25 protein-coding genes are annotated in these 23,409 nt (G+C 56.1%); 11 read left to right on the plus strand and 14 right to left on the minus strand.

The window, feature by feature from the left end; translation table 11 throughout:
- Positions 1 to 24 precede the first annotated feature (24 nt).
- A complete protein-coding gene (locus WEB64_RS11600; RefSeq protein WP_368061286.1) occupies positions 25 to 765 on the minus strand; it encodes a response regulator in 741 nt (246 codons plus the stop codon).
- A 363-nt stretch (positions 766 to 1,128) separates the two neighbouring features.
- Here WEB64_RS11600 and WEB64_RS11605 point away from each other — a divergent pair, with 363 nt between their 5' ends.
- Positions 1,129 to 1,902, plus strand: coding sequence for a GNAT family N-acetyltransferase (locus tag WEB64_RS11605; protein ID WP_368061285.1), 774 nt, complete (start codon positions 1,129 to 1,131; stop codon positions 1,900 to 1,902).
- A 21-nt stretch (positions 1,903 to 1,923) separates the two neighbouring features.
- Complete coding sequence (locus tag WEB64_RS11610) at positions 1,924 to 2,718, plus strand: lysophospholipid acyltransferase family protein (protein WP_368061284.1); 795 nt, start codon at positions 1,924 to 1,926, stop codon at positions 2,716 to 2,718.
- Here the strand turns inward: WEB64_RS11610 and WEB64_RS11615 are convergent.
- The 4 genes from WEB64_RS11615 to WEB64_RS11630 form a co-directional block, all read right to left on the minus strand.
- A complete protein-coding gene (locus WEB64_RS11615; RefSeq protein WP_368061283.1) occupies positions 2,667 to 3,122 on the minus strand; it encodes a peptidylprolyl isomerase in 456 nt (151 codons plus the stop codon). The genes WEB64_RS11610 and WEB64_RS11615 overlap by 52 nt on opposite strands.
- Positions 3,122 to 5,323 (minus strand): acetyl-CoA hydrolase/transferase C-terminal domain-containing protein, encoded by a 2,202-nt coding sequence (locus tag WEB64_RS11620; RefSeq protein WP_368061282.1) that lies wholly within the window; start codon positions 5,321 to 5,323, stop codon positions 3,122 to 3,124. The genes WEB64_RS11615 and WEB64_RS11620 overlap by 1 nt, the downstream gene beginning before the upstream one ends.
- Positions 5,324 to 5,542: 219 nt before the next feature.
- Positions 5,543 to 5,860, minus strand: coding sequence for a hypothetical protein (locus WEB64_RS11625; protein WP_368061281.1), 318 nt, complete (start codon positions 5,858 to 5,860; stop codon positions 5,543 to 5,545).
- Between the two features lie 234 nt (positions 5,861 to 6,094).
- Positions 6,095 to 7,132 (minus strand): NADP(H)-dependent aldo-keto reductase, encoded by a 1,038-nt coding sequence (locus WEB64_RS11630; protein WP_368061280.1) that lies wholly within the window; start codon positions 7,130 to 7,132, stop codon positions 6,095 to 6,097.
- Between the two features lie 200 nt (positions 7,133 to 7,332).
- Here WEB64_RS11630 and WEB64_RS11635 point away from each other — a divergent pair, with 200 nt between their 5' ends.
- Both WEB64_RS11635 and WEB64_RS11640 read left to right on the plus strand, forming a co-directional pair.
- Complete coding sequence (locus WEB64_RS11635) at positions 7,333 to 8,550, plus strand: glycosyltransferase family 4 protein (protein WP_368061279.1); 1,218 nt, start codon at positions 7,333 to 7,335, stop codon at positions 8,548 to 8,550.
- Positions 8,519 to 9,085 (plus strand): phosphatase PAP2 family protein, encoded by a 567-nt coding sequence (locus tag WEB64_RS11640; RefSeq protein ID WP_368061278.1) that lies wholly within the window; start codon positions 8,519 to 8,521, stop codon positions 9,083 to 9,085. Before WEB64_RS11635 ends, WEB64_RS11640 begins: the two co-directional genes overlap by 32 nt.
- Positions 9,086 to 9,161: 76 nt before the next feature.
- Here the strand turns inward: WEB64_RS11640 and dinB are convergent, their stop codons facing one another.
- Positions 9,162 to 10,226: a DNA polymerase IV gene (gene dinB / locus WEB64_RS11645; protein ID WP_368061454.1), complete on the minus strand. Its 1,065-nt coding sequence runs from the start codon at positions 10,224 to 10,226 to the stop codon at positions 9,162 to 9,164.
- Positions 10,227 to 10,351: 125 nt separating this feature from the next.
- On the opposite strand from dinB, the gene WEB64_RS11650 reads away from it, so the two are divergent.
- The 7 genes from WEB64_RS11650 (at position 10,352) to WEB64_RS11680 (ending at position 15,058) form a co-directional block, all read left to right on the plus strand.
- Positions 10,352 to 10,645: a DUF1244 domain-containing protein gene (locus WEB64_RS11650; RefSeq protein WP_368061453.1), complete on the plus strand. Its 294-nt coding sequence runs from the start codon at positions 10,352 to 10,354 to the stop codon at positions 10,643 to 10,645.
- Positions 10,642 to 11,031 carry a HopJ type III effector protein gene (locus WEB64_RS11655; protein WP_368061277.1) on the plus strand — a complete coding sequence of 130 codons (390 nt, stop codon included), beginning with the start codon at positions 10,642 to 10,644 and terminating at the stop codon, positions 11,029 to 11,031. Before WEB64_RS11650 ends, WEB64_RS11655 begins: the two co-directional genes overlap by 4 nt.
- Positions 11,028 to 11,780, plus strand: coding sequence for a septum site-determining protein MinC (gene minC, locus WEB64_RS11660; RefSeq protein ID WP_368061276.1), 753 nt, complete (start codon positions 11,028 to 11,030; stop codon positions 11,778 to 11,780). Before WEB64_RS11655 ends, minC begins: the two co-directional genes overlap by 4 nt.
- A 65-nt stretch (positions 11,781 to 11,845) precedes the next feature.
- A complete protein-coding gene (gene minD / locus WEB64_RS11665; RefSeq protein ID WP_368061275.1) occupies positions 11,846 to 12,655 on the plus strand; it encodes a septum site-determining protein MinD in 810 nt (269 codons plus the stop codon).
- A 6-nt stretch (positions 12,656 to 12,661) separates the two neighbouring features.
- Positions 12,662 to 12,916 (plus strand): cell division topological specificity factor MinE, encoded by a 255-nt coding sequence (gene minE, locus WEB64_RS11670; protein ID WP_368061274.1) that lies wholly within the window; start codon positions 12,662 to 12,664, stop codon positions 12,914 to 12,916.
- 188 nt (positions 12,917 to 13,104) lie between these two features.
- Entirely contained in the window at positions 13,105 to 13,599 is a 495-nt protein-coding gene (locus tag WEB64_RS11675; protein WP_368061273.1) for an HPP family protein, read from the plus strand.
- Positions 13,600 to 13,702: 103 nt separating this feature from the next.
- Positions 13,703 to 15,058 (plus strand): PhoH family protein, encoded by a 1,356-nt coding sequence (locus WEB64_RS11680; protein ID WP_368065603.1) that lies wholly within the window; start codon positions 13,703 to 13,705, stop codon positions 15,056 to 15,058.
- A 33-nt stretch (positions 15,059 to 15,091) separates the two neighbouring features.
- Here WEB64_RS11680 and WEB64_RS11685 read toward each other — a convergent pair whose 3' ends face one another.
- From WEB64_RS11685 to WEB64_RS11720, 8 genes are read right to left on the minus strand one after another with little or no spacing between them, the layout of a single operon-like run.
- Positions 15,092 to 15,838 (minus strand): protein kinase, encoded by a 747-nt coding sequence (locus WEB64_RS11685; RefSeq protein WP_368065604.1) that lies wholly within the window; start codon positions 15,836 to 15,838, stop codon positions 15,092 to 15,094.
- Between the two features lie 5 nt (positions 15,839 to 15,843).
- On the minus strand, positions 15,844 to 17,646 hold the full coding sequence (locus tag WEB64_RS11690) for a hypothetical protein (protein ID WP_368065605.1): 1,803 nt from the start codon (positions 17,644 to 17,646) through the stop codon (positions 15,844 to 15,846).
- Entirely contained in the window at positions 17,643 to 18,182 is a 540-nt protein-coding gene (locus WEB64_RS11695; protein WP_368065606.1) for a tol-pal system YbgF family protein, read from the minus strand. The genes WEB64_RS11690 and WEB64_RS11695 overlap by 4 nt, the downstream gene beginning before the upstream one ends.
- A complete protein-coding gene (locus WEB64_RS11700) occupies positions 18,179 to 19,594 on the minus strand; it encodes a hypothetical protein (RefSeq protein ID WP_368065607.1) in 1,416 nt (471 codons plus the stop codon). The genes WEB64_RS11695 and WEB64_RS11700 overlap by 4 nt, the downstream gene beginning before the upstream one ends.
- Positions 19,587 to 19,907 (minus strand): DUF192 domain-containing protein, encoded by a 321-nt coding sequence (locus WEB64_RS11705; RefSeq protein ID WP_368065608.1) that lies wholly within the window; start codon positions 19,905 to 19,907, stop codon positions 19,587 to 19,589. The genes WEB64_RS11700 and WEB64_RS11705 overlap by 8 nt, the downstream gene beginning before the upstream one ends.
- Positions 19,908 to 19,948: 41 nt before the next feature.
- Positions 19,949 to 20,884: a type II secretion system F family protein gene (locus tag WEB64_RS11710; RefSeq protein WP_368065609.1), complete on the minus strand. Its 936-nt coding sequence runs from the start codon at positions 20,882 to 20,884 to the stop codon at positions 19,949 to 19,951.
- Positions 20,885 to 20,895: 11 nt separating this feature from the next.
- Positions 20,896 to 21,735, minus strand: coding sequence for a type II secretion system F family protein (locus WEB64_RS11715; protein ID WP_368065610.1), 840 nt, complete (start codon positions 21,733 to 21,735; stop codon positions 20,896 to 20,898).
- Positions 21,732 to 23,372 carry an ATPase, T2SS/T4P/T4SS family gene (locus WEB64_RS11720; protein WP_368065611.1) on the minus strand — a complete coding sequence of 547 codons (1,641 nt, stop codon included), beginning with the start codon at positions 23,370 to 23,372 and terminating at the stop codon, positions 21,732 to 21,734. The genes WEB64_RS11715 and WEB64_RS11720 overlap by 4 nt, the downstream gene beginning before the upstream one ends.
- Positions 23,373 to 23,409: the final 37 nt, after the last annotated feature.

The raw sequence follows: 23,409 nt of genomic DNA on the forward strand, positions 1-23,409 counted from the left end.
GCGGCCCGCGTCCGGAAATCACTGTCAGGCTTCTTTTACAAAAAGGTAGCCCTTGCTACGAACAGTCTTGATCCGCCGCGGATGAACAGGATCATCCCCGATTTTGGGTCTAATGCGAGAAACTCGCACGTCGATAGATCGATCCTGACCGTCGTATTCGATACCCCTCAGCGCCGTGAATATCTCTTCACGGCTTAGCACCCTACCGGCACTGCTCGCCAGCAGCCACAGCAGGTCAAACTCGGCGCTGGTAAGGTCGATACTGGCATCGTTCAGCCAGGCCTCTCGCATCGCACGATCAACAATCAGGTCATTGAACTGAAGCCTGACGGGCTCATCGGCGCTCTCGGGCTCCTTGGCCGACGCCGCATTCTCGCTCACCCGGCGCAACAACGCCCGGATACGAGCCAGTAGCACCCTGGGTTTGACTGGCTTACCAACGTAATCGTCAGCACCCATTTCAAGACCAAGGACCTGGTCAAGGTCATCAGTACGAGCCGTCAACATGATAATCGGACCCGGGAAAAATGGCCGAACTCTGCGGCAAATAGAGAGCCCGTCTTCTCCGGGTAACATCAAGTCAAGCACCACCAGATCGGGCTGCTCATTTTTGATGCGCTCTACTGCCTGACCACCGTGACTTTCAAGGGTCACTGTGAGCCCATTGCTCTCCAGATACTCTCGCGTCAAGTCTGCCAGTCGCTCATCGTCCTCGACGATGAGAATTCGCCAACCTTCGTTATTTGTTTGTTCCACGCAGTCCATCTCTGATCTTGTTTTCCCGTTGCAGGCCACCACCCTCGCGATGGACCCGGCCCTTTTCCCGAGCCTACCGAAGCTTATCAAGCCTCGTACTCCACTACCCGGTATCTCACTGAAACCGCTTACACAGAACGAAGCGTCTGAAATTGCAGTGTGCCAGAGCGACGATACAGACAACGCCCGGTAACAGCAATTATACACGCCATTCAGAAATATACAGGGAACGCGCCTTTCGTTACACCCCGTGACATGTTCTAAAGGTAGTCGGCTTATCACCAGTTGTCATGGGCTCGTCACCTTAGTTTCATCTGGGTGTCACAGCGGCTTCATAGGCTTGTCTGAAAATGGACATAAAGAGAAATAGCCATGACAGCACAAACTGTTCGCTCTGCTCGCCCCGCCCGCCGACTGACTACCTGCATTACCCGTAACCCAGTCGAAATCGAAACAGCCCAGCGCTTGCGGTACTCGGTGTTTTCGGCGGAATACGGATCGAACCTTGGCGCCACGGTGCCGGGCATTGATGCCGACCGGTTTGATGAACTCTGTGATCACCTGATGGTGCGGGATGCAACCAGCGGGCAACTGGTCGCCACCACCCGGATACTCCATCAGAAGCAGGTCTGGAAAGCCGGTGGATTCTACTCCGAAGGCGAGTTTGACCTTTCCCAACTGTATGACCTGCCCGGCACCCTTGCCGAGCTGGGCCGCACCTGCGTGCATCCGGCTTATCGCAACGGCGGCACCATTACATTGCTATGGTCGGCAGTAGCGGAATATCTGGTCACTCAGAAAATCGATTACCTGATCGGTTGTGCCAGCATTGGCATGTCTGACGGTGGTCTTAAAGCCTGGCGCATAGCCCGGCACCTGCAGCGGGAATACCTGACCGAAGAGCGCTGCCGGGTTTTTCCGATACGCGAACTGCCCCACCTCACCCACGCTGTCAACGAAGAGCGCGCAGTTGAAGTGCCCGCGTTGATCAAAGCTTATATGCGACTGGGCGCCAGGGTCTGTGGTGAACCTTGCTGGGACCCGGAATTCCGCTGTGCAGACCTACTGGTACTGCTTGAGGTATCGCGCCTCGCTGACCGCTACAATCGACACTTCATCAAGCAACGCCAGCACGCCTGTGATTAAAAACCATTGGAAGCAGCCGCTATGATGCACGCTATCCGCCTGACCAGCAGGCTCACCCTGTTTATACTGTTTCTTCTGCTGACCGCTGGTATCGCCGTTGGCGTGCGGAGCGTAGAAAAGAGCAGAGGTAAAGCCGTAGACCGCAGCCCTTGGGCGCGTTTCTGTTTTGGCGGGGCGGCGCGCTGCCTCGGATTTCGGGTCCGGCACCACGGCCGCGTTGCGAAAGGGCCGGTATTGTTCGTCAGTAACCATATCTCCTGGTCCGATATTCCCATCCTGGGTGGCACGGCACCGCTTCGGTTCCTGTCCAAAGCGGAGGTTGCCCGGTGGCCGGTGATCGGCTGGCTCGCGGTTCAGGCTGGCACCCTGTTTATCCAACGAGGGGGCGGTCGGGCAAACCAGAGCCGCACTGATATCAGGAACGCTCTGGAGGCTGGGCAGTCGGTGCTGGTCTTTCCGGAAGGAACCACGACCGTCGGCATTACGGTCCTGCCGTTTCACGGGCGGCTCCTGAGCGCGGCTCTCGAGGCCAGCGTACCCATCCAGCCGGTCAGCATTGGTTATCGCAGGAACAGCAGGCCGGACCACCTGGCGCCGTTTATCGGTGACGACGGGTTCCACTCACACCTGATCAGAATGCTGAAGCAGCCAGCCGTTGAAGTCTCATTGGTTTTTCATGAGCCGGTTCGGGCAACGGCCAAGGAAACCATTTCGGACCTCGCCGATCGCCTCCAAGAAACCGTAGCCGACGGACTTGCGGACATTCACCGAGGTGGTTCGGAACCCAGCTCGTCGTCGCTGGCCTCCCTGACCTGAACAATTTCGAGATCAAAATACAACGTGAAACCGGCCAACGGGTGGTTGGCATCCACATGAACAAGGTTGCCGTCAATGCCGACTACCTTGATCACCTGGGCCTCATCGCCGGTATTGGTCTGGAACTTCATACCGATACGCAAGTCATCAACGTATTCGAACATCGAGCGGGGCACCCGGCGAACCAGCTCTGAATTGTGCTCTCCATAACCCATTTCAGGTGGCACCGTGACTTCCAGGCAGTCGCCCGGCCCGCGCCCCTTCACAGCTTCCTGGATACCTTTGATGACGCTGTCGGAACCCTCCATGAAGGTCAGTGGCTCGCCACCTTCCGATGTATCGACGACTTCTCCGGTACGATTTTTCAAACGGTAATGAACGGTATAAACAGCCGGTCGTTGCATTAGTCAGCGTTATCCTCAGATGATGTGAAATGGCCCGACTGGCGCAGACCGTGAACCAGCAGGCGCCTGTCCAACCTGGCTTTGAACCCCGACGGGGCCGTCAGTGACATGCGCTCGAGCAGTGGCTGCACAACTTCGTCGCCGGTACTGGTCCTCAACGCCCGCCACAGAGTTGCCACTTTACCACGACGGGTTGCCGTTGCGGCCTTCAGGCCACGCAGTGCTTTACCAAGCGTCAGTTCTTCCTCGGTAAAGTCGCAGCCAAACGGAAACGCCGGGAAGGCATTTTCACCAGCCGCTTGCAGGGCGCTCTGAACCAATTCAGGGGTGTTCTGGCACCACTCCGCTGGCAGACGGAAGCCGGACGCCACCTTGCCAGCGCTCTGAGCCCGGTTTAGCAATTCCTGCTGAAAACGGGAGTCAGCGATACGAATCAATCCGAGATAAACCTCCTGATCCGTCTTGCCCCGCACATCCGCAATGCCATATTCGGTTATCACAATGTCTCTCAAATGACGGGGAATCGTGCAGTGGCCATAACTGAAGACAATATTGGATACCGCCTTGCCATCAGATTGGCGGGTACTGCGCAGCGTCAGGATGGACCGCGCACCCGGCAAATCATGAGCCATGGCAACAAAGTTGTACTGCCCACCCACCCCACTTACGACCCGGCCATCCTCCAGCCCGTCCGAAACCGCTGCGCCATTGAGCGTGTGCATCATCGCTGAGTTGATAAAACGGCTGTCCTTACGTTGCGCCACCTTGAGCTTCTGATCGCCAAACCGGTGGTCATAGAGGTGATTGATGAAGTTCACACTTGTCATACAGAGGCGGTCTTTCTGGATCGGCGCCAAATCTCTAAGGGCCTGATAAAAGCTCTCCGGTCCCAGGTAAAAGCCCCCGTGGAGCACCACTCCTCCGGTCAGATGGGAGCCTAGCGCCAGGGACGCCAAATGCTCGCGAGCTTCCGGATCGTCAAGATCCGGATCCAGGGAATACTCGCCCACCGTCAACCGGCCACCCTTGAAAATCACCTGATCATTCAGAATGCCATAGCGTTTGAGCCAGCGGACATCCCTGGCCCTTAAAGGCGAGTCAATCCACTCTTCTTCACGCAACACGTCCAATGTAGCCAGAGTCACGGTGGCGCTTATCCGACCCCGATTGATGAGCAACTGCAACCCGACGTGATCATATACCTCACGCTTCAATATTCCGGCCTTCATCAGATGGATGAAGCCATCGACCATCATTTCACTGCAGCCGTAAAGCCCCTCCTCAAACACGCCAGTGCCACCGCAACGGGACGCTATGGGAAAACTCTGTTCTATATTCAGCGCTTGGTAAGTCCTATGCCAGGCGTCGTTATTCCGGTGGCGCATGATGGTGCTGTGTACCAGCGCCGCGCCCAGGGATCCAATGCCCACCTGAAGTGTGCCCCCATCTCGCAATAAAGTGCTGGCATAGAAACCTATCAGGTGATCCGTGGGGCTGATGGCCATCTGAGGTACGGAAAACAGCGGGTAATCCTGTTCGGGCTGGTCAAGAACGACATCAAAGGTGTCCGCAGGAATTTCTGCGTCACGCCCCAAGTACGGCAGATTCCGGTTAGTCTCGGCGATCAACGCGATGGGATGGCCCTCGCGTTCCATCGCGTTGAGTTCGGGAATAAGGTCGAGAGTCAGATCCGGATTGCAGCTAAGGCTGAACAAATCGCCCCCGACTTCTTCGGGCGGCGACACCATCTGCGCCACCACATTGACACCCTGAGCGAGCAAGTCCCTGACCGCATGGGTGTAATTTGTGCACACGTAGTTCTGCTGCTGGCTGTTATGGTGAAGAAAGCTGCCCGCTTTAAAGAAGAATTCGGAGACCTGAACGTTGTCCGGGAGCAAGCCCTTTACCACGTCTGCCGCGTAAGCGAGCTCGGGAATGTCACCGTATAGTCGCTCAGCGAACGGCTTCATGAAACGACGTTCCAGGGAAGAGCTGCCCGAAGGCGCCAGCATGGAGATCGCGGTGACAATATGCAGGTTCAGAGTTTTATCGTGACAGGCGCGCCGATATAACGCATTGGCCAGTCGAACAGGCTTGCCGAGACCCAACGGTAGCCCAAGGGTAATGTCTTTGCCTACTTTTTGGATTAATGCATCGACACAAGCATCAGCATCGCTCAGCGTTATAGGAGTCCCGGCCATAGTCAATCACTCTCCCTGATTCCGGTTTACTTCCCCGGCTTTACGCCAGAATTGGAGAGATGATCACACGGGATACGCCGGTAGACAATGCGCCTTTAGGTATTTCCTTACGGGTAAACGGGTAACGTCAGAATAGAATGAGCGCGAAAAGAGTAAGTAGAGAGTAGGGACAGGTAAAAGCGGAATCGGCAGAGCGAACGGTCAGTTTGTAGCAGCGAATCAAAATTTCCATTTCAGGTTCAGGCACGCGCCCTCATTCACCAATGCCACACCATGGTCCGCGATCGCAGCATCAGAGGCATACGTGCGCAAGTCATCACTGCCGCTGCTGAACCGCCAGCTCAGGAGACGCGTACCCAGATCGGTGAGTGCATCTTCATCCCGGCTTTCGAAATCTCCGGACATACGATCCTGTAATGTATAAACATCTTCCGGATAAATTTCTTCAATAATCGCTGCCCGCTCATTCGCTTCGGCGCGAACCACAAAGGCCACCATATTGAGTGCGAGAAGAACCAGAAAGATACGAATTATCATGATTTGCCAAGCCTGAAATTAGGTTGTGAATTCTAATAGTGTCTTACTCTAAAGTCTAATACGAAACGCGCTTACAACTGTGATTTTGCACACATTTCGCCCGGTTTTTTGTCACTGGACTGGTAGGAAATTGTCAATTTTCGGACACTGTTTGTAACGGCATGTAATGCCGCCCCCAGACAACGAGCCAGGGGAGGTGAGGACATTCATTTACGGGTGAGCTATTCCGCGGGCTCAGGGACAGGGATAGGTGTAAATGGCATGCAGTTCCTCAATCGCTTTGAGCACCTCATCTTCAAGTTCGACGGACGCCGAACCAATGTTTTCTCGCAGTTGCTCAAGACTGGTAGCGCCGATGATGTTGCTCGCCACAAATCCGCGGCTATTCACATAGGCCAGGGCAAGCTGGACCAACGACAATCCATGTGCTTTCGCCAGGTCTGCGTAGGCTTTAGTGGCTTCTTCACCCTGCTTTCCGGCGTACCGACTGAAACGCTCAAACAGGGTCATGCGGGCGCCTTCCGGACGTTTACCGCCAAGGTATTTACCAGAAAGCACCCCAAAGGCCAGAGGCGAATAAGCCAGCAGACCAACCTGCTCACGCTGCGCCATTTCCGCCAGCCCAACTTCAAAAGAGCGATTGAGTAGATTGTAGGGGTTCTGGATACTGGCAATCCGGGGCCAGCCTTTAAGTTCGGATAACCGCAGGTATTGCATCATGCCCCACGGCGTTTCATTAGACAGGCCTATCTGGCGAATCTTTCCTTCCTCAACCAGACGATGCAACGTTTCAAGCGTCTCTTCGATGGGCGTCGCCGTCTCATCCTCATTGTGCCGATAGCCCAGTTGACCGAAGAAATTGGTGCTACGGTCCGGCCAATGCACCTGGTAAAGGTCAATATAATCAGTTTGCAGGCGTCGGAGGCTTTGCTCGCAAGCCTGGCGCACCTGTTTTGCATTCAGGCGTGGTCCTCCCCGCAGGTACGCCAGTCCGTTTCCCGGGCCGGCCACTTTGGAAGCGATCACCAGATCATCCCGGCGGCCCCGACGAGCCAACCAGTTACCGAGATAGGTCTCTGTGAGGCCCTGAGTTTCGGCACGCGGAGGTACCGGGTACATTTCGGCAGCATCAATAAAGTTGATGCCTTCTCCGGTGGCTAAATCCAATTGCTCAAAAGCCTCCTGCTCCGAATTCTGTTCGCCCCAGGTCATGGTACCCAGGCAAATGAGGCTGACGTCGAGATTAGTGCGGCCAAGCTTACGTGTCTGCATGTGTTCTCCAAAGCGTCGTATTTAATGAGTCGTGCGACAAAGCCGGTAACTTCTTAAAAGGATTGTCATCTGACTGACTTCTGACTGTCATGATGGCTTTTCATAGTGGTAGAGAAGCGAGAGTAACAGGACGCGAGTAACAGGACGAGAGTACGACGAGAGTAACCCATACGCCGGATTCATCCAGCACGGGAAAGCCCATGAAAACAGGCAACCAGGCACCCACCGACATGAAGCACATTGTTATCGCCACCGAAACGTTTACGCCCGAGATTAACGGCGTGGCGAATACGTTACAGCACCTGTGCCATGGCCTGATGCAGCGGGGGCACCAGGTGTCGGTTGTGCGCCCCCGTCAACAGAACGAGGCACGCGGCCCAGTGGCGGGTGCGGGGACCGCGCTGTTTTCGGATGAATACGTTGTCACTGGCTTGCCCCTGCCTGGCTACTCTGACCTGCGACTGGGAATCACCCGTGCCGCCACACTCCGAAAACTGTGGCAGCAGAAACAGCCAGATGCACTCTATGTCGCGACCCAGGGGCCGCTGGGTATCGCTGCTGTCACCGCGGCCAAAAAACTGGGCATTCCGGTGAGCTCCGGCTTCCATACTAACTTCCACACTTACAGTAAATACTACGGCGCAGGCTTTCTGGCGAAGTTGATTTGCGCCTATGGCCGCTGGTTTCATAACCGTACCGCCATCACACTCGTGCCGACCCGAAAGATGGAGCAAACTCTTCGAACCATGGGCATCACTCCTACCGGTGTCTGGAGCCGTGGCGTTGATTGCAACCGGTTCGCGCCTCACAAGCGGAATGCAGAACTCAGGGCGACCTGGGGTCTGGCGCCGCAGGACCGGGCGGTTATGTATGTGGGACGACTCGCCTCCGAAAAGAACCTGCAGATGGCCGTAGCTTGTTTTGAGCGCCTCAGGGCGCTGCACACCCGGTCTCGATTTGTGCTCATAGGAGATGGTCCGCTCAGGAAACGGTTGGCAGAACGGCATCCGGATTACATCTTCTGTGGTATCCAACAGGGAGAGGCACTAGCAAGGCACTACGCTTCCGGCGATATCTTCCTGTTCCCCAGCAAAACAGACACCTTCGGCAACGTGGTAACTGAAGCCATGGCCAGCGGTCTTGCGGTCGTTGCTTATGATGATGCCGCGGCGAGTGAGCATATTCGGCAGGACGAGAATGGTATGAAGGCCGCCCTGGATGACGACAGCAAGTTCATCGACCATGCCCTCAAACTAGCCGACCAGCCCACCCTGTTAAACCGTATAAGGGCGCAGGCACGCCTGGATGCACTAGACCTGAACTGGCACCGGCAAATTGACCAGTTCGAGCAACTTGTGCTCAATACTCCACAAAAGGCCAAATACCATGCCGTCAACCAAAGCTTCTCGCTTCTTTAGTCGGGTCGACCAGCGCGAATTTGCCTTTTGCCAGGCAATTAACCGGTCGCTGCGGTTCCGACCAGTCCAGGGTTACTTCCGGCTTACCAGCCGGTTGGGGGATGGCTGGTTCTGGTACACCATCATTCTCGCCATGCCGGTGCTGCGGCCCGAAGAGGGCCTGGCCATCGCGCTGTTGATGACCGCTACCGGTCTGGTGTGCACCGTTACCTACAAACTGCTGAAGCACAAGCTGATTCGCGAGCGGCCATTTATCTCCTTCCCTTCCATTAATTGCGGCATCCCGCCCCTGGACCGCTACAGCTTTCCCTCCGGCCACACACTCCACGCAGTCTGCTTTAATACCGTGCTGGCGCTGATGGCCCCGACCATGGCGCTGGCCCTGCTGCCCTTTACGCTCAGCGTTGCGGCCTCCCGAGTAGTGCTGGGGCTTCACTACCCCAGCGATGTCGCAGCCGGAGCCCTTATCGGAGCCAGCCTGGGGCTGGGTGCGACTGTTGGAATGGGCGCGGAGTTTCTTTATTGGTTCGCCTGACCAGCCGCATGCTTTTGCAGAGCGGTTTCAACCGCGATCCCGGTTACCGGCGGTCATCTTATTCACGCCCCGTGCTTCAATCAAACAACCTCAGCTGCGTGACCGGCGCTTCGTCATTGCGAAACCGGACACCCAACCCCAGCAGCCTGACCGGCCGCTCCGTATTGATGATCAGCTCATCGAGCAGTGGCGCGTAATCACCGGGTTCCGGAACCAGAATCTGCTCCCTTACCCGCTCCAGAGTGTGGGTGGAAAAGTCGCTGTAGCGGATTTTCACGAACAGCTTGTGGATGGGCTTGCGAGCGCCTTTGCGGGCCAGACGTTTGGCGAGATCATCTACCAGAGCGGTCATAACCGTCTCGCAGGCTGCTTTGTCAGGAAGATCTTTCGAAAAGGTGCGCTCCACGCTGACCGACTTGGCGTTTCGGGTCACTACCACCGGCCGATCGTCCTGCCCCTGGGCCATCTGGAACAGTCTGAGGCCCTGGCGTCCAAAGCGGTCCACCAGCACCTCGGGTTTTAGCTGCGCCAGGTCACCGCAAGTCCGGATATTCAGTGCGTGAAGCTTACCTGCTGTCACCCTGCCCACGCCGAACAGCTTTTCCACTGGCAATAACCGCACAAACTCATCGACTTTGTCGGGCGTTAGTACGAACATTCCGTCCGGTTTATTCCAGTCACTGGCGATCTTGGCGAGAAACTTGTTAGTGGCCACGCCCGCCGAGACGGTAATCCCAACCTCATCCCGCACCCGCTGGCGCAAGTACTCCGCCATCAACGTCGCACTGCCATGATGTGACTCCACGTCGCTGACATCGAGGAAGGCTTCATCAAGTGATAATGGCTCGACCTGATCGGTCAGGTCCCTGAAAATAGCCATCACCTGCTGGGAGACCGCCCGATAACGGGCCATGTCCGGCGGCACGGTGACCAGATCCGGGCATCGGCGCCGCGCTTCAGCTCCGGGCATAGCGGAACGCACACCAAATTCCCGAGCCCGATAATTACAGGTGGTAACCACACCCCGGCCGCCCTCACCGCCCACAGCAAGGGGGACGCCCCGTAATGACGGGTCATCACGCATCTCAACCGCTGCATAAAAGCAGTCGCAGTCGATGTGAATAATCTTGCGCTGTGTCATGATCGTTGGTGGCCTCTGAACCGCCTCTTCCAGGTGTGCCCATATCCTGTACATTCATACAGCCTTGTATCTTACTGTAACATGCCGAGAATGTCAGGATCGTTCACAAACGCATGCGAGACATCATGACCCAGCAAATTCCCGAACAGACCCAGACCGACATCGAAGCTGCCGCATTCCGGCGCCTGATCAGCCACCTGCGTGATCACACGGAGGTACAGAACCTTGACCTGATGAATCTCGCCGGATTCTGCCGAAACTGCCTATCCAAATGGTACCGGGCCGAAGCTGCCGACCGGGGTTTTGAAATCACCGACCCCGAAGCCCGGGAGCGCATTTACGGCATGCCCTATGAAGAATGGAAGGCACACTACCAGACAGGCGAAAAGCAGCCTCATAAAGGCCACGAACAGTCATGACCTTCACCCGAGCGTTGCAGATTCACCTGGCCGCCCTGAGCGCGGGCCACGGTGACTTTGAAGATACCCTGGCACTGGTGGAGCGTTACTTCCACTACACGCCTTGCGGATTCCAAAACGGGCCTCTGTTCAACGCGGCGGGTGAAAATGAAGGCTCCTGCAAACTGTTTGCACTGGCCCAGTACGGCAATCTGACCGAGGCCGAGACTTTGCAGTGTTTCGGGCGCCACTACCGAAACGTACTTGATGAACCCGCTGGCACCAGCCATGGCAACATTCGCCAGTTTATCGGCACCGGCTGGTCCGGCATCCATTTTGAGTCATCGCCGTTACGCCCCCGACCAGAAGGCGTAGCGGACAATCTTGAGGAAGAAGTGACGTCATGACAGACTCCGCCGCCACCGGCACTCAACACTGCTTTCAGCTTAAGGGTGCCAACGTCGCGATGACGGCCCTGGAACTGCATTTTTTCGATACCGAGGCATTCGAGGATACCCTGCGGGACAAAATCCGCCAGGCTCCGGGTTTTTTCCGGGATATCCCCCTGATTCTCGCACTCGAGAAGTATGAAGGCCTGACCACGGAACTCGACTTCTTCCAGATCATCGGCATCTGCCGACGCCATAGTATTCATGTGGTTGCGATTCGGGGCGGTAACGACGACCAGCGCCGCCTCGCACGGAATGCCTCGCTGGCCTTACTGCCCGCGACGACCCAGCGCGAGCAACCCGCGGCCACCGAGGCACCTGAAGAGCCAGCGGCAGCATCTGCAGACGAGGCCACTGTTACCACCGGGCCGGTGGCTGCGAAAATAATTAACCAAACCGTAAGGTCCGGCCAGCAGGTCTATGCGCCTGAGGGCGACCTGGTCATTCTGGCGCCGGTACAAGCGGGCGCGGAAGTACTGGCGGCGGGCAATATACACGTTTACGGACCGCTGCGTGGACGAGCTCTGGCAGGGGTTCACGGGCAGGAATCAGCCCGTGTTTTTTGCCAATCGCTGGAAGCGGAGCTTGTCTCTATCGCTGGACACTATAAAATCTCCGAAGATCTTCAGGACCACGGTTGGAAAACTGCAGTCCAGATCCAGCTCAGGGACGATTTGCTGGTGGTAACGCCGCTGGAAAAAGCCTGATTTACCCAAATTCAATGAGCGTATCCCCCTGGATACCCCTCAACACAGAAGACAGGACGACTACCTTGGCTAAAATTATTGTCGTTACCTCAGGAAAGGGTGGCGTTGGCAAAACGACAACCAGCGCGTCGATCAGCACCGGCCTCGCACGCCGGGGCCACAAGACAGTGGTTATCGATTTTGACGTGGGCCTGCGTAACCTTGACCTCATCATGAACTGCGAACGCCGGGTGGTGTATGACTTCGTCAACGTCATCCAGGGCGAAGCGACCCTTAACCAGGCGCTGATTCGTGACAAGCGGGTGGACACGCTCTACATTCTGCCCGCCTCCCAGACCCGCGAGAAAGAAGCCCTGACCCGGGAAGGCGTTGAAAAGATCATCAACGAACTGTCCCGGACGTTTGATTACATCGTCTGTGACTCACCGGCTGGCATTGAACACGGCGCCCTGATGGCCCTGTACTACGCCGACGAAGCCATCGTGGTGACCAATCCGGAAGTGTCCTCAGTCAGGGACTCGGACCGCATACTGGGCATTCTCCAGAGCAAGTCACGGCGAGCCGAGCTCGGCCAGGACCCGGTCAAGGAGCATCTGCTGCTGACGCGCTACAATCCGGTGCGGGTCGAGAGAGGCGAAATGCTCTCCGTCGCTGACGTAGAGGAAATTCTGGCGATCCCGCTGCTGGGCGTGATTCCGGAATCCCAGATCGTGCTGAATTCATCCAACCAGGGTTTACCTGTCATTCTTGAAGATGATAGCGATGCCGGCCAGGCTTATGAGGATGCTGTGGCCCGACTGCTTGGTGAAGAACGTGAGCACAGGTTTATGACATCCCAGAAAAAGGGATTCTTCTCACGGATGTTCAAGGGGTAAAAACGGATGAGTTTCTTCGATTACTTCAAAACCAAGAAAAATTCCTCTGCCAATGTCGCCAAAGAGCGCCTGCAGATTATCGTCGCTCATGAGCGTGGCCAGAGGGACCAGCCGGACTACCTGCCTGCTCTGCAACAGGAGATCCTGGCGGTGATTCGCAAATATGTGCAGATAGAGGATGACATGGTGCAGGTGGAGTTGGACCGCAACGAAAATTGCTCTGTGCTCGAGCTCAATGTAACCCTGCCAGAGCATTCCTGAACGCTAGCCCGGACATCGCCTCAAAGCGGTGTCCGGGCTGACCAACTCGCTGCCGGTGGACATCGCCATGTTGCCCGCTCCAAGGCGCGGTCTGCCCGGACATAATAAGTCGATTCGAAGGTTTCCTAAGCCGGTGGGAACAGCTAAGCTCAAAGTCTAAAGGAGCATTCAACGCAGGACCGTAAAGCATGACTGTTCTCGCCCATGAAATCATGACCCCCAGCGTCAAAGCCGTTCCCCAATCCTGGACCATGGACAGACTGGCTCGGTTTCTCACCGACAATGAAATCACCGGCAGCCCCGTTATCGATGAAGGCGGCGAGATTGTCGGCATTGCGACCCTCAAGGACATTACCGAATTCCGCTGGTCCTCCAGCCGGGCCGAATCCGCCGAAGCCAACCTGACGCCCGAAGAAGAGCGGGAGGCAAAACGACTGCGCATGATGATTTTTGAGGAAATGGGCAAGGTGCCTGTTGAGGTCCGTGACATCATGACGCCCAGCCTGCTTTGCGTAGACGAATTGACGCCGGTTCGCGAAATCGCCAAGGTGATGATGAAAGAACATCTACACCGCATTTTCGTCACACAAAACAAGAAAATAACCGGTATTATTACCACTTATGACATGCTTAAACTGATATCCGACACGGCATTGACCCAGCGTTGTGCCAATGGCAACTGACGCAGCCTGATCAGCGCCCGAACTATCCAGACCGGTCAAACCGACCCACACAGCCCAAGAGGTATCGAGCCTTATGCCAAGAGCACCGCAAGCTCGGAAAAAAATGTACGTCCTCGACACCAACGTCCTGATCCACGATCCCAACGCCCTCCTGAATTTTGAAGAACACGATGTCATCATCCCGATGACGGTCCTCGAAGAGCTGGATGGTCTGAAGACCGGCAAGCAATCGGTTGCAGCGGATTGCCGCCAGGCCATTCGTAACATCGATAAACTACTGGGAGATGCCTCACCCAAGGACATTGAACGTGGCGTACCCATCATCCGGGCCAAGAAGTCGGACCCTCTGGGCACCCTTTCCATCCTTATGAGCACCGAACACACCGGAAGCCACTCGCTGCCGGAGCACCTGAACGATAATAAGATCATCAACAATCTGGCAGCGCTGCAAGCTCAGCACAAGTCCCGGGACATCATCCTGGTTAGCAAAGACATCAACATGCGGCTCAAGGCCCGGGGTTTTGGAGTCGACGCCCAGGATTACCACACCGATCAACTGGTGGATGACATCGAGCTGCTGCCCAGGGGCTACAAAGAGTTCAAGAATTCGTTCTGGGACAACATTGCCAAGGTGGAAACCGTGCAACGGGAAGGCGTAACCGAGCACCTGCTGAAAAAAGAGGGCGAACTGGCAAACCTGCACATCAACGAATTCGTGGTGGATGAACAAGGCTTTATCGGCAAGGTAGTGGATATCGACGGCGACCGCCTGGTACTGCAGGACTTGCACCAGCGCGACCTGATGAGTGAGGAAGTCTGGGGGCTGGTCTCGAGGGACATTTTCCAGGCCATGGCGCTGAACCTGCTGCTCGACCCGGACGTTCACCTGGTCAACCTGACCGGTTCCGCAGGGTCCGGTAAAACTATCCTGGCGCTGGCGGCCTGCATCGAAATGACCGTCGCCAGTAAACAGTACAAACGCATCATTGCAACCAGAAGCACCCAGGGCCTTGATGAGGACATCGGCTTCCTGCCCGGCACCGAAGCCGAGAAAATGGAGCCCTGGCTGGGCGCCATCGTCGACAACCTCGAGGCACTCCACGAAGACGACGAGAACATGACCGCCAGCGTCGATTACATCCTCAGCAAAGTGCCCCTGCACTTCAAATCCCTGAACTACATCCGGGGCCGCAGCTTCCAGCACAGCCTGATCATCATTGACGAATCCCAGAACCTGACGCCGCATCAGATCAAGACCATCATCACCCGTGCTGGCAATGGCTCCAAGGTTATCTGCCTGGGCAACCTGGCTCAGATAGATACGCCCTACCTCAGCCCGCTGAGCTCGGGCCTCACCTACATGACCGAACGCTTCAAAGGTTTCCGCCACGGGGGGCACATCCACCTGCAGGGCGTGCCGCGTTCCGCCTTGGCGGAGTATGCCGAGGCTAATTTATAGACGTTCACAGACCGACCGACCCATTCGGAGGCTTCAGGCTAGAAGGTCAAGAATCGCAAGTACCTTTCGCGCGCTGGGGCGGCATCTGGGGTTTGGTTCGAGCAGGGCAGGCAGAAATCGACCTGCCAGCCCAGGTTGCCTCATCGCAGTTTGGCAGGCGTATCCCGGATTGGTGCGCAGCCGGTCTAGCAGCTCTTCTACCGTCAGCCCCTGCCCAAGAGGCTCACGGCGCTTTAATTCCAGTGCCAGAAGGCCCACCTGATAGATATCGCTGGCACTGCCCCAAAAGCGACCTCGAGCCTGTTCGGGAGTCATATACCTGGGGGCCGCGACACTCCGGTGGCTGGAAAATCTGAGTTTACCGGGCAAGGAACGGCTGCGTGAGATGCCGAAATCAATGAGGCCGACGTCGCCGTCGGACGAAATAACGACATTACCCGCACTAATATCGCCATGATAGATCGGCCACTTTTGTTCATGCAGAAAACTCACCCGGGTTAGCAACCGTCGGGTAAGATCGAACCAGCCGAGCCTCTCCGTATACCCAGAATAGGTGTTGGTCTCATCCGGCTCGAACAAACGACGCACAGGCTCGCCCGCAACCTCCCGATAGACCACAAAGCGCTCGCCCGAACGGGTGAAACCATCATGACGATAGCCGGGAAAACCAGGCGCATGATTCAGTAGCTGCAGTATCCGAATCTCCGCTTCGTAACGCCGAGCTTCAGCAGAGCTCCCGGCCATACCCAACACCTTGCAGCGCTCCTCATTGCGTTTCATAACGATCACTCCACACCCAGGGTGTCCCAGTTGAAGAACGAGTCGTTGCGACTGATCAGTAGTGGGCTTTCCCTCAGTTCACTCTGCATACGCACCAGGGCGGTGGACATCAGGGGAATTCGACCTGCTGCCACAATGGCCGTGTATTCATCCTGCAAAGAGCTGGGCACCGCATCCCGACCGGTCGGGGTTAAACGGCTGGTCCAACCCATGGCGTTATAAAAGGATTCCGGCAAATCAAAGAACGGTTCATGCCCATAAAGTACGTAGAGGCGAAGAACATTAGCATCCTGGATGTTCAAATCGCTCTGTGCACCAATGGTGGGCGCCACGTAACCGGCCACCTGTTTAGTCTCGCAGTTTTCCGACTGGACGTAGTCAATATCAGGCTCATAAACGCCGCCGTTAACTGCTTGCAGGTAAGCCAAATAGCGTTTTTGCGACTCTGTCAAACCACTCTGCCCCTGAAACGCCTGTGCGGCTTTACTAGCCTCTTCCATGAAGTTTTTGTAGAGCGGCACGGGCTGATCTTCAATCCACTCTTTCCACAATGGCTCAAGTTCCGTGCCCACAAAATTATCCCATTCCGAGGATGCCCCTCCGTCCTTCTGGTTTCGCTCCCGCCAGTCACCAATAGCGGTCTCGAACGAATCGAGAGGTAAGCTACCGCCAAGGGGCACTTCGCCGGTGCCGTTCTCGAGCATCCGGGCGACCTCAATCAGCTCATCAATGCGCGACATGGGACCCCAATCCTTGGATTCGGGAGTATACGTTCTCCTGCTAAAGCATATCGCTCCCAAGTTTGTCCTGCAGTAGCGCACTGACTCGACATCGGCTGCTTCGAACTCCGCCTTCATGCGCTCAGCACGTTCACGAATTCGGCGGTACATGGCAGTCGAGTCAATTTCTGCGTTGATGTACTCATTAATAATACCGTCAATATCGCTTTCCAACGCCTCGCCATAGGGGCCGCTGATGCCATTAATATAACGATCGCGCATCGACTCCCCGCCGAAAAAGCCGCACCCGAGGGCCGTGGGAGACGAACAATCAGTGGCATCTTCCTGTTTCAGTAGGTCTCTATCCCAGGTGAAGGTTCGAAAGATGGTTCTTACCGTTTCGCCGGACGGTTCGTTAAAGGAGGGCGGTGTAGTGGGGTCTTCATAGTAAGGCTCCGCGACCGCCGTACAGACCTGAATATTGCTGGTACCCGCATTATTGATATTGCCAGTGCGACGCCAGATACCCTTATTGGGCAACTCCATAAGGCCGTCCTTCATCTGACCGAAATCGGCAAAAACTTCTCTCACCGGGTTGATGATGGCGACACCTATCATGGCGCCATTCCCCGCACCACCAGTGAGATCATTCTGAGCCGCCGTCACAGCCGCGTCCACCGAAGCATCCCCGCGCTCGGTACGTTGTATATCGGCACGGTATTGAGTGCTGAAGTTGCTGTTTTCACCCATCAGGGTCTGGCTGAATTTATCTACGGTTGAAGGATCCGGCACTACCCAATCAACGCCGGTCGCCCCGTCCGCCGGAGCACCCAGAGGAGCAGAGCTCGAACCGTATAGCGGGGCCAGCCCCTGAAACAGCCCCTCCATAATGACTTTTTCATCTCCGTGGGCGACCGCCCCGGCGCGAGCAGCCATCAGCGCAGCGTAATCGAGTGTCGTCTTGGCATTACTGGTGAGAGCCAATTGGGTAGTTGCAATACCCGCCACCATGGCAATAACCGTGATCATCGCCGCTGAGGTCGCGTGCAAAGCCCCACGTTGATAACGACCTAGCCGGAGAGGTTTCACCGTTCCCCCTCCCCCTGTGCGGGCACCGTTCTGCTTTCGGTATCGACAGGCGGGCGTCGGTCAGACATTCGCTCAATCGCCGCCATAACGGCTCGTATCTCTGATGTCAGCGTCGAAGGCCCACCCTCGTCCCGATAACGTGCAAGATCGTTGTAGGCTTCCGTCAGGTTCAGCGCCGCCCGGTTATAGAACAACTGGGGGTCCGTCAACCCGGAATCCACTACCCTGGCATAAAGCTCCCGGGCGGTCTCCCTGTCCTGCATGTAGTAGGCGATGTTCGCCAACCTGAACAGCACATCGTTATTGTCCGGTTCTCGCTCCAGCACCACCTGGTAACTTTCACGGGCCTTGGGAAACTCCCCCCGGGCGTACAACCGGTCAGCCCGTTTCCACTCGGACAAAACTTCGGTGGCAGCTGGCCCACCACCGCTGCGGGCTCCTGGCGTGGCACAACCAGAGACAAGAATCACCGCCAACAACACTGCTGCGCCCTGACGTATTGACAGGCCCCGCAATTGATCAGGCCAACTCATCATCCTCGTACTCCTTTGGTTTGATTCAGGGCAAGCTTTGCTTTTCTGTGCCACGCGGATTGAGATGGCACTTCATCCATCACCCGAGTCCAGTACGCCCCGGCGGTAGAAGGGTCGGCATACTTTAAACGGTAACCGAACCGGTAAAGCCGGGCGGCTTTGTCATCAAGGGCCGTCATGAGATCACTTCCCTGGGCATTCCCATGCCCAAGCTCTGCCGCCAGGTAATAATAGCCATAAGCCAGGCGGGCATTATCCAGTACCGCCTGTTCCGCAGCAGCCTTGGACAAAGCACTTCCAAGCGAAGCCCGAATTTGCTCCCGACGAGCCGAAGGCTGATCCAGCCCGAGCTGCTTTTCAGCAGCCACCAGGGTCTCCCAGGCATCCACTTGCGTATTGAGAATTTCACTATCGTAGAACTCACGGATGGCCGTCAGCGCCTGTCTTAAAGCAGGTGGAGCATCAGCTGTCATGATTGGCTCGCCCCGCTGGTAACGCTCAACAAGGGTGGGCGCAACATTTCGGGCACCTGACAAACGGGGTTGCGCACCCGGCGTCGTGGATTCTGACTTCGCCTGGCTCGCCGGTTCCGTCGATCCAACGACCGACTCGGGCGCAACCGCCACAGGAAGCGCCCGCGTGGTCATAAAGAATATTGCGAGCGGCGCGGGCTGGAATGTCTCGGGCTCATCCTCCGCTTGAGATGCCCCAGCCATCTGCTGGGCATCGGGTTCCGGTATTTTAGCCTCAACATTTACCGGGGGATTTACAATCGGAACCAACGCACCCACCTCACCATCTGGCCCCGGCTGAGCTTCAAGAGCGTCGACTGGCCTCTGCTCTTTTGCAGGCACTACCACCGTGACCCGGGATTCAGCCTCATCCGCGACCAATAATAATCGCAGCAGAAAAAGCCCAAGAACCAGCAAGGCAGCCGCCGCCAGAACGGTCCATTTTGGTCGTTTTCGGCGAGGTTTGGCTGGTGTCTCCTCTGAAAAATTGAAACTGATCAGGTGATCCCCAAGTTGAATTGAGGCGGGCTCGATAAGCCGGTGCCGGGGCGCTTCCACCATGTCGACAGCCATGAAAACACGTTGATGACAGCATTCAATTGCCAGGCCACCGGCATCCTGCTCAATCCGGGCATAAAGACCATCCGGCCCCGGCCCCCTCAGCGCCATATCGAACCGGCGGCCGTTTCCAATCTCAACCGGAAACTTGTCGGTCACCACGTGCACCCCAGACAATTTGTCATAGAGCACGATGGCTGGCCCGGCCCCTTCGGCAGGTTTGGGTTTTGTGGTGCGGGCTACCGCGTCACCACCTGCCTCGTCAGAGGGAGTGGCTGGCCGGTCCAGATCATCCAATCCGAATACAGGTGTCTTGTCCGGATGATGCTTGTCGGTATCAGACATTGTCTGGCGCTCCTCTCAGTTCCAATCTCTCCCCCACACCCAATTCCGATTCCGCAATCGCACCAGCGGCGAGCTCAAGGGCATGACGACATTCGTTTCCACCGGAATAAAATCGCCAAGCGGTGCAGGCGGCTCGCAGACGTATCACCGTCAAAGTTCCGTCAAGGAACACAATATCAATCGGAAATCGCATGCCGCAGGTATGTACATCCCGGCAGGGGGAAATCAGCAAACCTTCTCCGGGCTCCAGTCCGCTGCGTCCAAGAAGTCCACGTAGGCGGGTCCAGAAGGTATCTGCTAAACACAAGGACATAGCAATCACCCGTCTGTCTCTTTGACGTATTAGCGCCCGTGTCATTCGAACATCCCCATGCCGCCCGACTGCATGACCTGAACAACAATCGGGAAAAATATGATCAGAAAAGTCAACGGAAATAGGAAAACCACCAATGGAAACATCAATTTAACAGGCGCCTGATTGCCAAGGCGCTCCGCTTCCAGAAAGCGCTCGACCCGGCGTTGCTCTGCCTGTATTTCAAGGGATTTAGCTATAGCTGCCCCGGTTTCTTCTGCCTGGTTCACCGAAGCCATAAAATTGCTGACGGCAGCCACTTGCACCCGGTCTGCCAATTTCACCAGGGCACCGCTGCGGGGCATACCAGCCCGAACATCACTGAGACACCGGTCCAGTTCAACCCTCAACGGCCCGGCAGGGAGCTTGATTACTGACTGCTGAAGCGCCACGGTAAACGTCAAACCAGCACGAAGGGAAAGCACCAGCAAATCGAGGAAGAAGGGAAACAACTTGGTGATTTTCTTGCGCCGTCGCTTGATCAGATCGTTAAGCGCGATATCAGGGTAGAAGGTTCCCATCAGCACGAAAAAGATGAGCGTCATAACGAAGCTGGTGCCGGTCAGTTCAAGGCTGATTGAGACAACGGCAAAAAATGAAATGCCACACAACAGGCCCACGACACGGGTGGCCTGGAAGTCTTCAGGGCGCAGCGAAAAACTCAAACCAGCCATCGCCAGTCTGGACCGAACGTAATCTCGCTGACGCGCAGAGGACATACGATCAATCAGGCCTACAAACGGATCTGCCACCGCCAGCGCCATACGAAACCCTGCGGGTGCGGAATCACGGAGATCGTCTATTTCAGCCTGGGCTTCGGTTTTCTCCGGAACAACTGCATACAATTTTAGCAACATAGCCGTCGAGGCAGCCGCGAGCAGCCCGAAAACAACCAGCAATATCCAACCCAGAATTGTGATATTGGCACCGTCAAACATGCTCGCTCCAGCTACACGTCAATCGTTACGATCTTACGGATGGTGTAAATGGCTGAGATCAACAACAGGGTTGCTACAAACAACAGCAACCAGCCGATCCCGGTGGTAAACATCAGACTCATTTCGTCCGGCTTCTGGGCATACAGCGCGATACCCACGAACACCGGCATCATCGACAGCACCCACCCCTGCATTTTGCCCATGGAAGTCAGGGCCCGAACTTTGCCCTCGGTCTGGGCTTTGCTCTGCAGTGTTGAGGCAAGAGACTCAAGGCTTTGCGACAGATTACCGCCAACCGTGCGGCTGACTTGCACCGCAGCGTTGAGCAGCTCCAACTCCTCGCAATCCACTCGGGCCTTCAGGTTTTCAAGGCTCTTTTCCAGATCACGCCCCATCCGGTATTCGGACAACACCAGGGAAAATTCCTGGCCCAGAGGTTTGGGTTGACGGGTTCCCACCAGCTCAATTGCCCGGACCACGGTGGCCCCGGCCTGCATGGCCCCGGCCATAGAACGCAGCGCGTCGGGCAACTGATAAATAAACTGATCACGGCGTCGCTTCTTGAGTTGGATAATAAACACAGGTAAGGCAACAACCCCGCCTACGAAACCAAACAAGGCCCCCGGAACAGACATCAATAAAAAGCCGCCAGTTGTGGCAATCACGGTGACGACACCGCAGATCACCAACAATTTGGCGGGGCTGACAAACATGAAAGCACCCTCAAGGTCTGATACCGCCGTGCTGACAACTTTGCGGCTATACCAGTCGAGGGATTGTCGGCCTAGTAGGTAAATCGTTAAACAAAGAGTGACCACCGTAATGGCGATCAATACCAGTACAAGAATCATGAGAGGATTTTCTCCTCTGTGCTTTCCGGCGCAAAAATATCCCAGTCGAGGCTGATTCCGGCGTCGCTCAGGGTCTGGTAGAACGACGGCGCATAACCGCAGCCCTCATACACGCCCAACACGTTGCCCTCGGCATCCAGACCTTTCTGGCGAAAACGGAATATCTCCTGAAGCGCAATGATATCGCCCTCCCACGAGCCCACCTCCACGACAGACACAATGCGACGACGACCGTCACTCATGCGCATTTGCTGGACAATGATCTGTATGGCTGAGGCAATCTGTTCCCGGATGGCTTTCGATGGCAGATCAAGACCAGCCATCAACACCATGGTTTCAAGACGTGCCAACATATCCCGGGGGTTATTAGCGTGACCGGTTGTAAGGGAGCCATCATGGCCCGTGTTCATGGCCTGCAGCATATCCAGAGCTTCACCGCCCCGGCATTCCCCTATCACGATCCTGTCCGGGCGCATCCGGAGTGAATTCCTCACCAGATCCCGAATGGCGACTTCGCCCTTGCCTTCAACGTTGCTGGGGCGGGATTCCAGCGAAACAACATGGGGCTGTGCCAGTTGAAGTTCAGCTGAATCCTCAATCGTAACGATGCGCTCGTCAGCGGAGATAAAATCAGACAACACGTTCAGTGTGGTGGTTTTGCCAGAGCCAGTACCGCCGCTGACCACCAGGTTCTGGCGATACTTCACACAAATTTCCAAAAACTGGGCCATCTCTTCACTCATTGACCCGAAGCCCACCAGATCACTGATAACAAATCGTTCCTTGGCGAACTTCCGGATGGTAAGTGTGGGCCCGGTGAGCGACAGGGGAGGAATAATGGCATTCACCCGGGAGCCATCCGGCAGACGGGCATCAATCATGGGGTTGCCTTCATCAATTCTCCGCCCGAGGGGGCTGACAATCCGCTCGATAACATTCATCAACGCCTGGACGCTGGAGAAACTGGCATTGGACTTGGTAAGTTTTCCCCGCTTCTCGAGGTAGATCTTATCCGGGCCATTCACCATAATTTCGGTAACTTCTTCGTCCTCCAGAAAGGGCTCAATGGGCCCAAAACCAATGGCCTCAGACACGATATCGGCGATCAGAACTTCGCGGTCCACTCTCGGTGGCAAATGTATATCACCGGACTTGATCAACGCCTCCGCCGCTTTGCGGGTTTCGTCCCGGAGCTGGTTGTAATCCAGCTTGCTGAGATCCCCCCGCTTACGCAGATTGAGATATTCAAGAATCTTTTCCTGAGCTTCCCGAGTAACCTTCGCGGTCTCGAAGGGCACAGGCTCATCCCAGGCACCAACGCCAGTTTGTGCTGTCACATCGTTCACCGATTGCACATGCAACTGAACTTGGCGGCCCAACAAAAACCGACCCTCCTCTATAATCGCCTCAGCGCTCGTGATCTGAGCCTTGCCACGCCAGGTGCCGTTGGTACTGCCGAGATCTTCAATCGTTACCCCATCGCTTTCAATCCTAAGACGAGCGTGCTGACGAGAGATAAACGTATCATCGATCTGCAGCTCGCACTCCGGGGCCTTACCCAACACATACGCCCCATTGTCGAGCTGGCAGGAATGCAAAACACTGCCGGTTGAAGAGTACAGTTTGATCGACCACATACGTCGTTCCTTTCAGGCTTGGCAAACGCTCCCTATT

Source organism: Marinobacter sp. (assembly GCF_040882185.1).
Lineage (GTDB): Bacteria > Pseudomonadota > Gammaproteobacteria > Pseudomonadales > Oleiphilaceae > Marinobacter.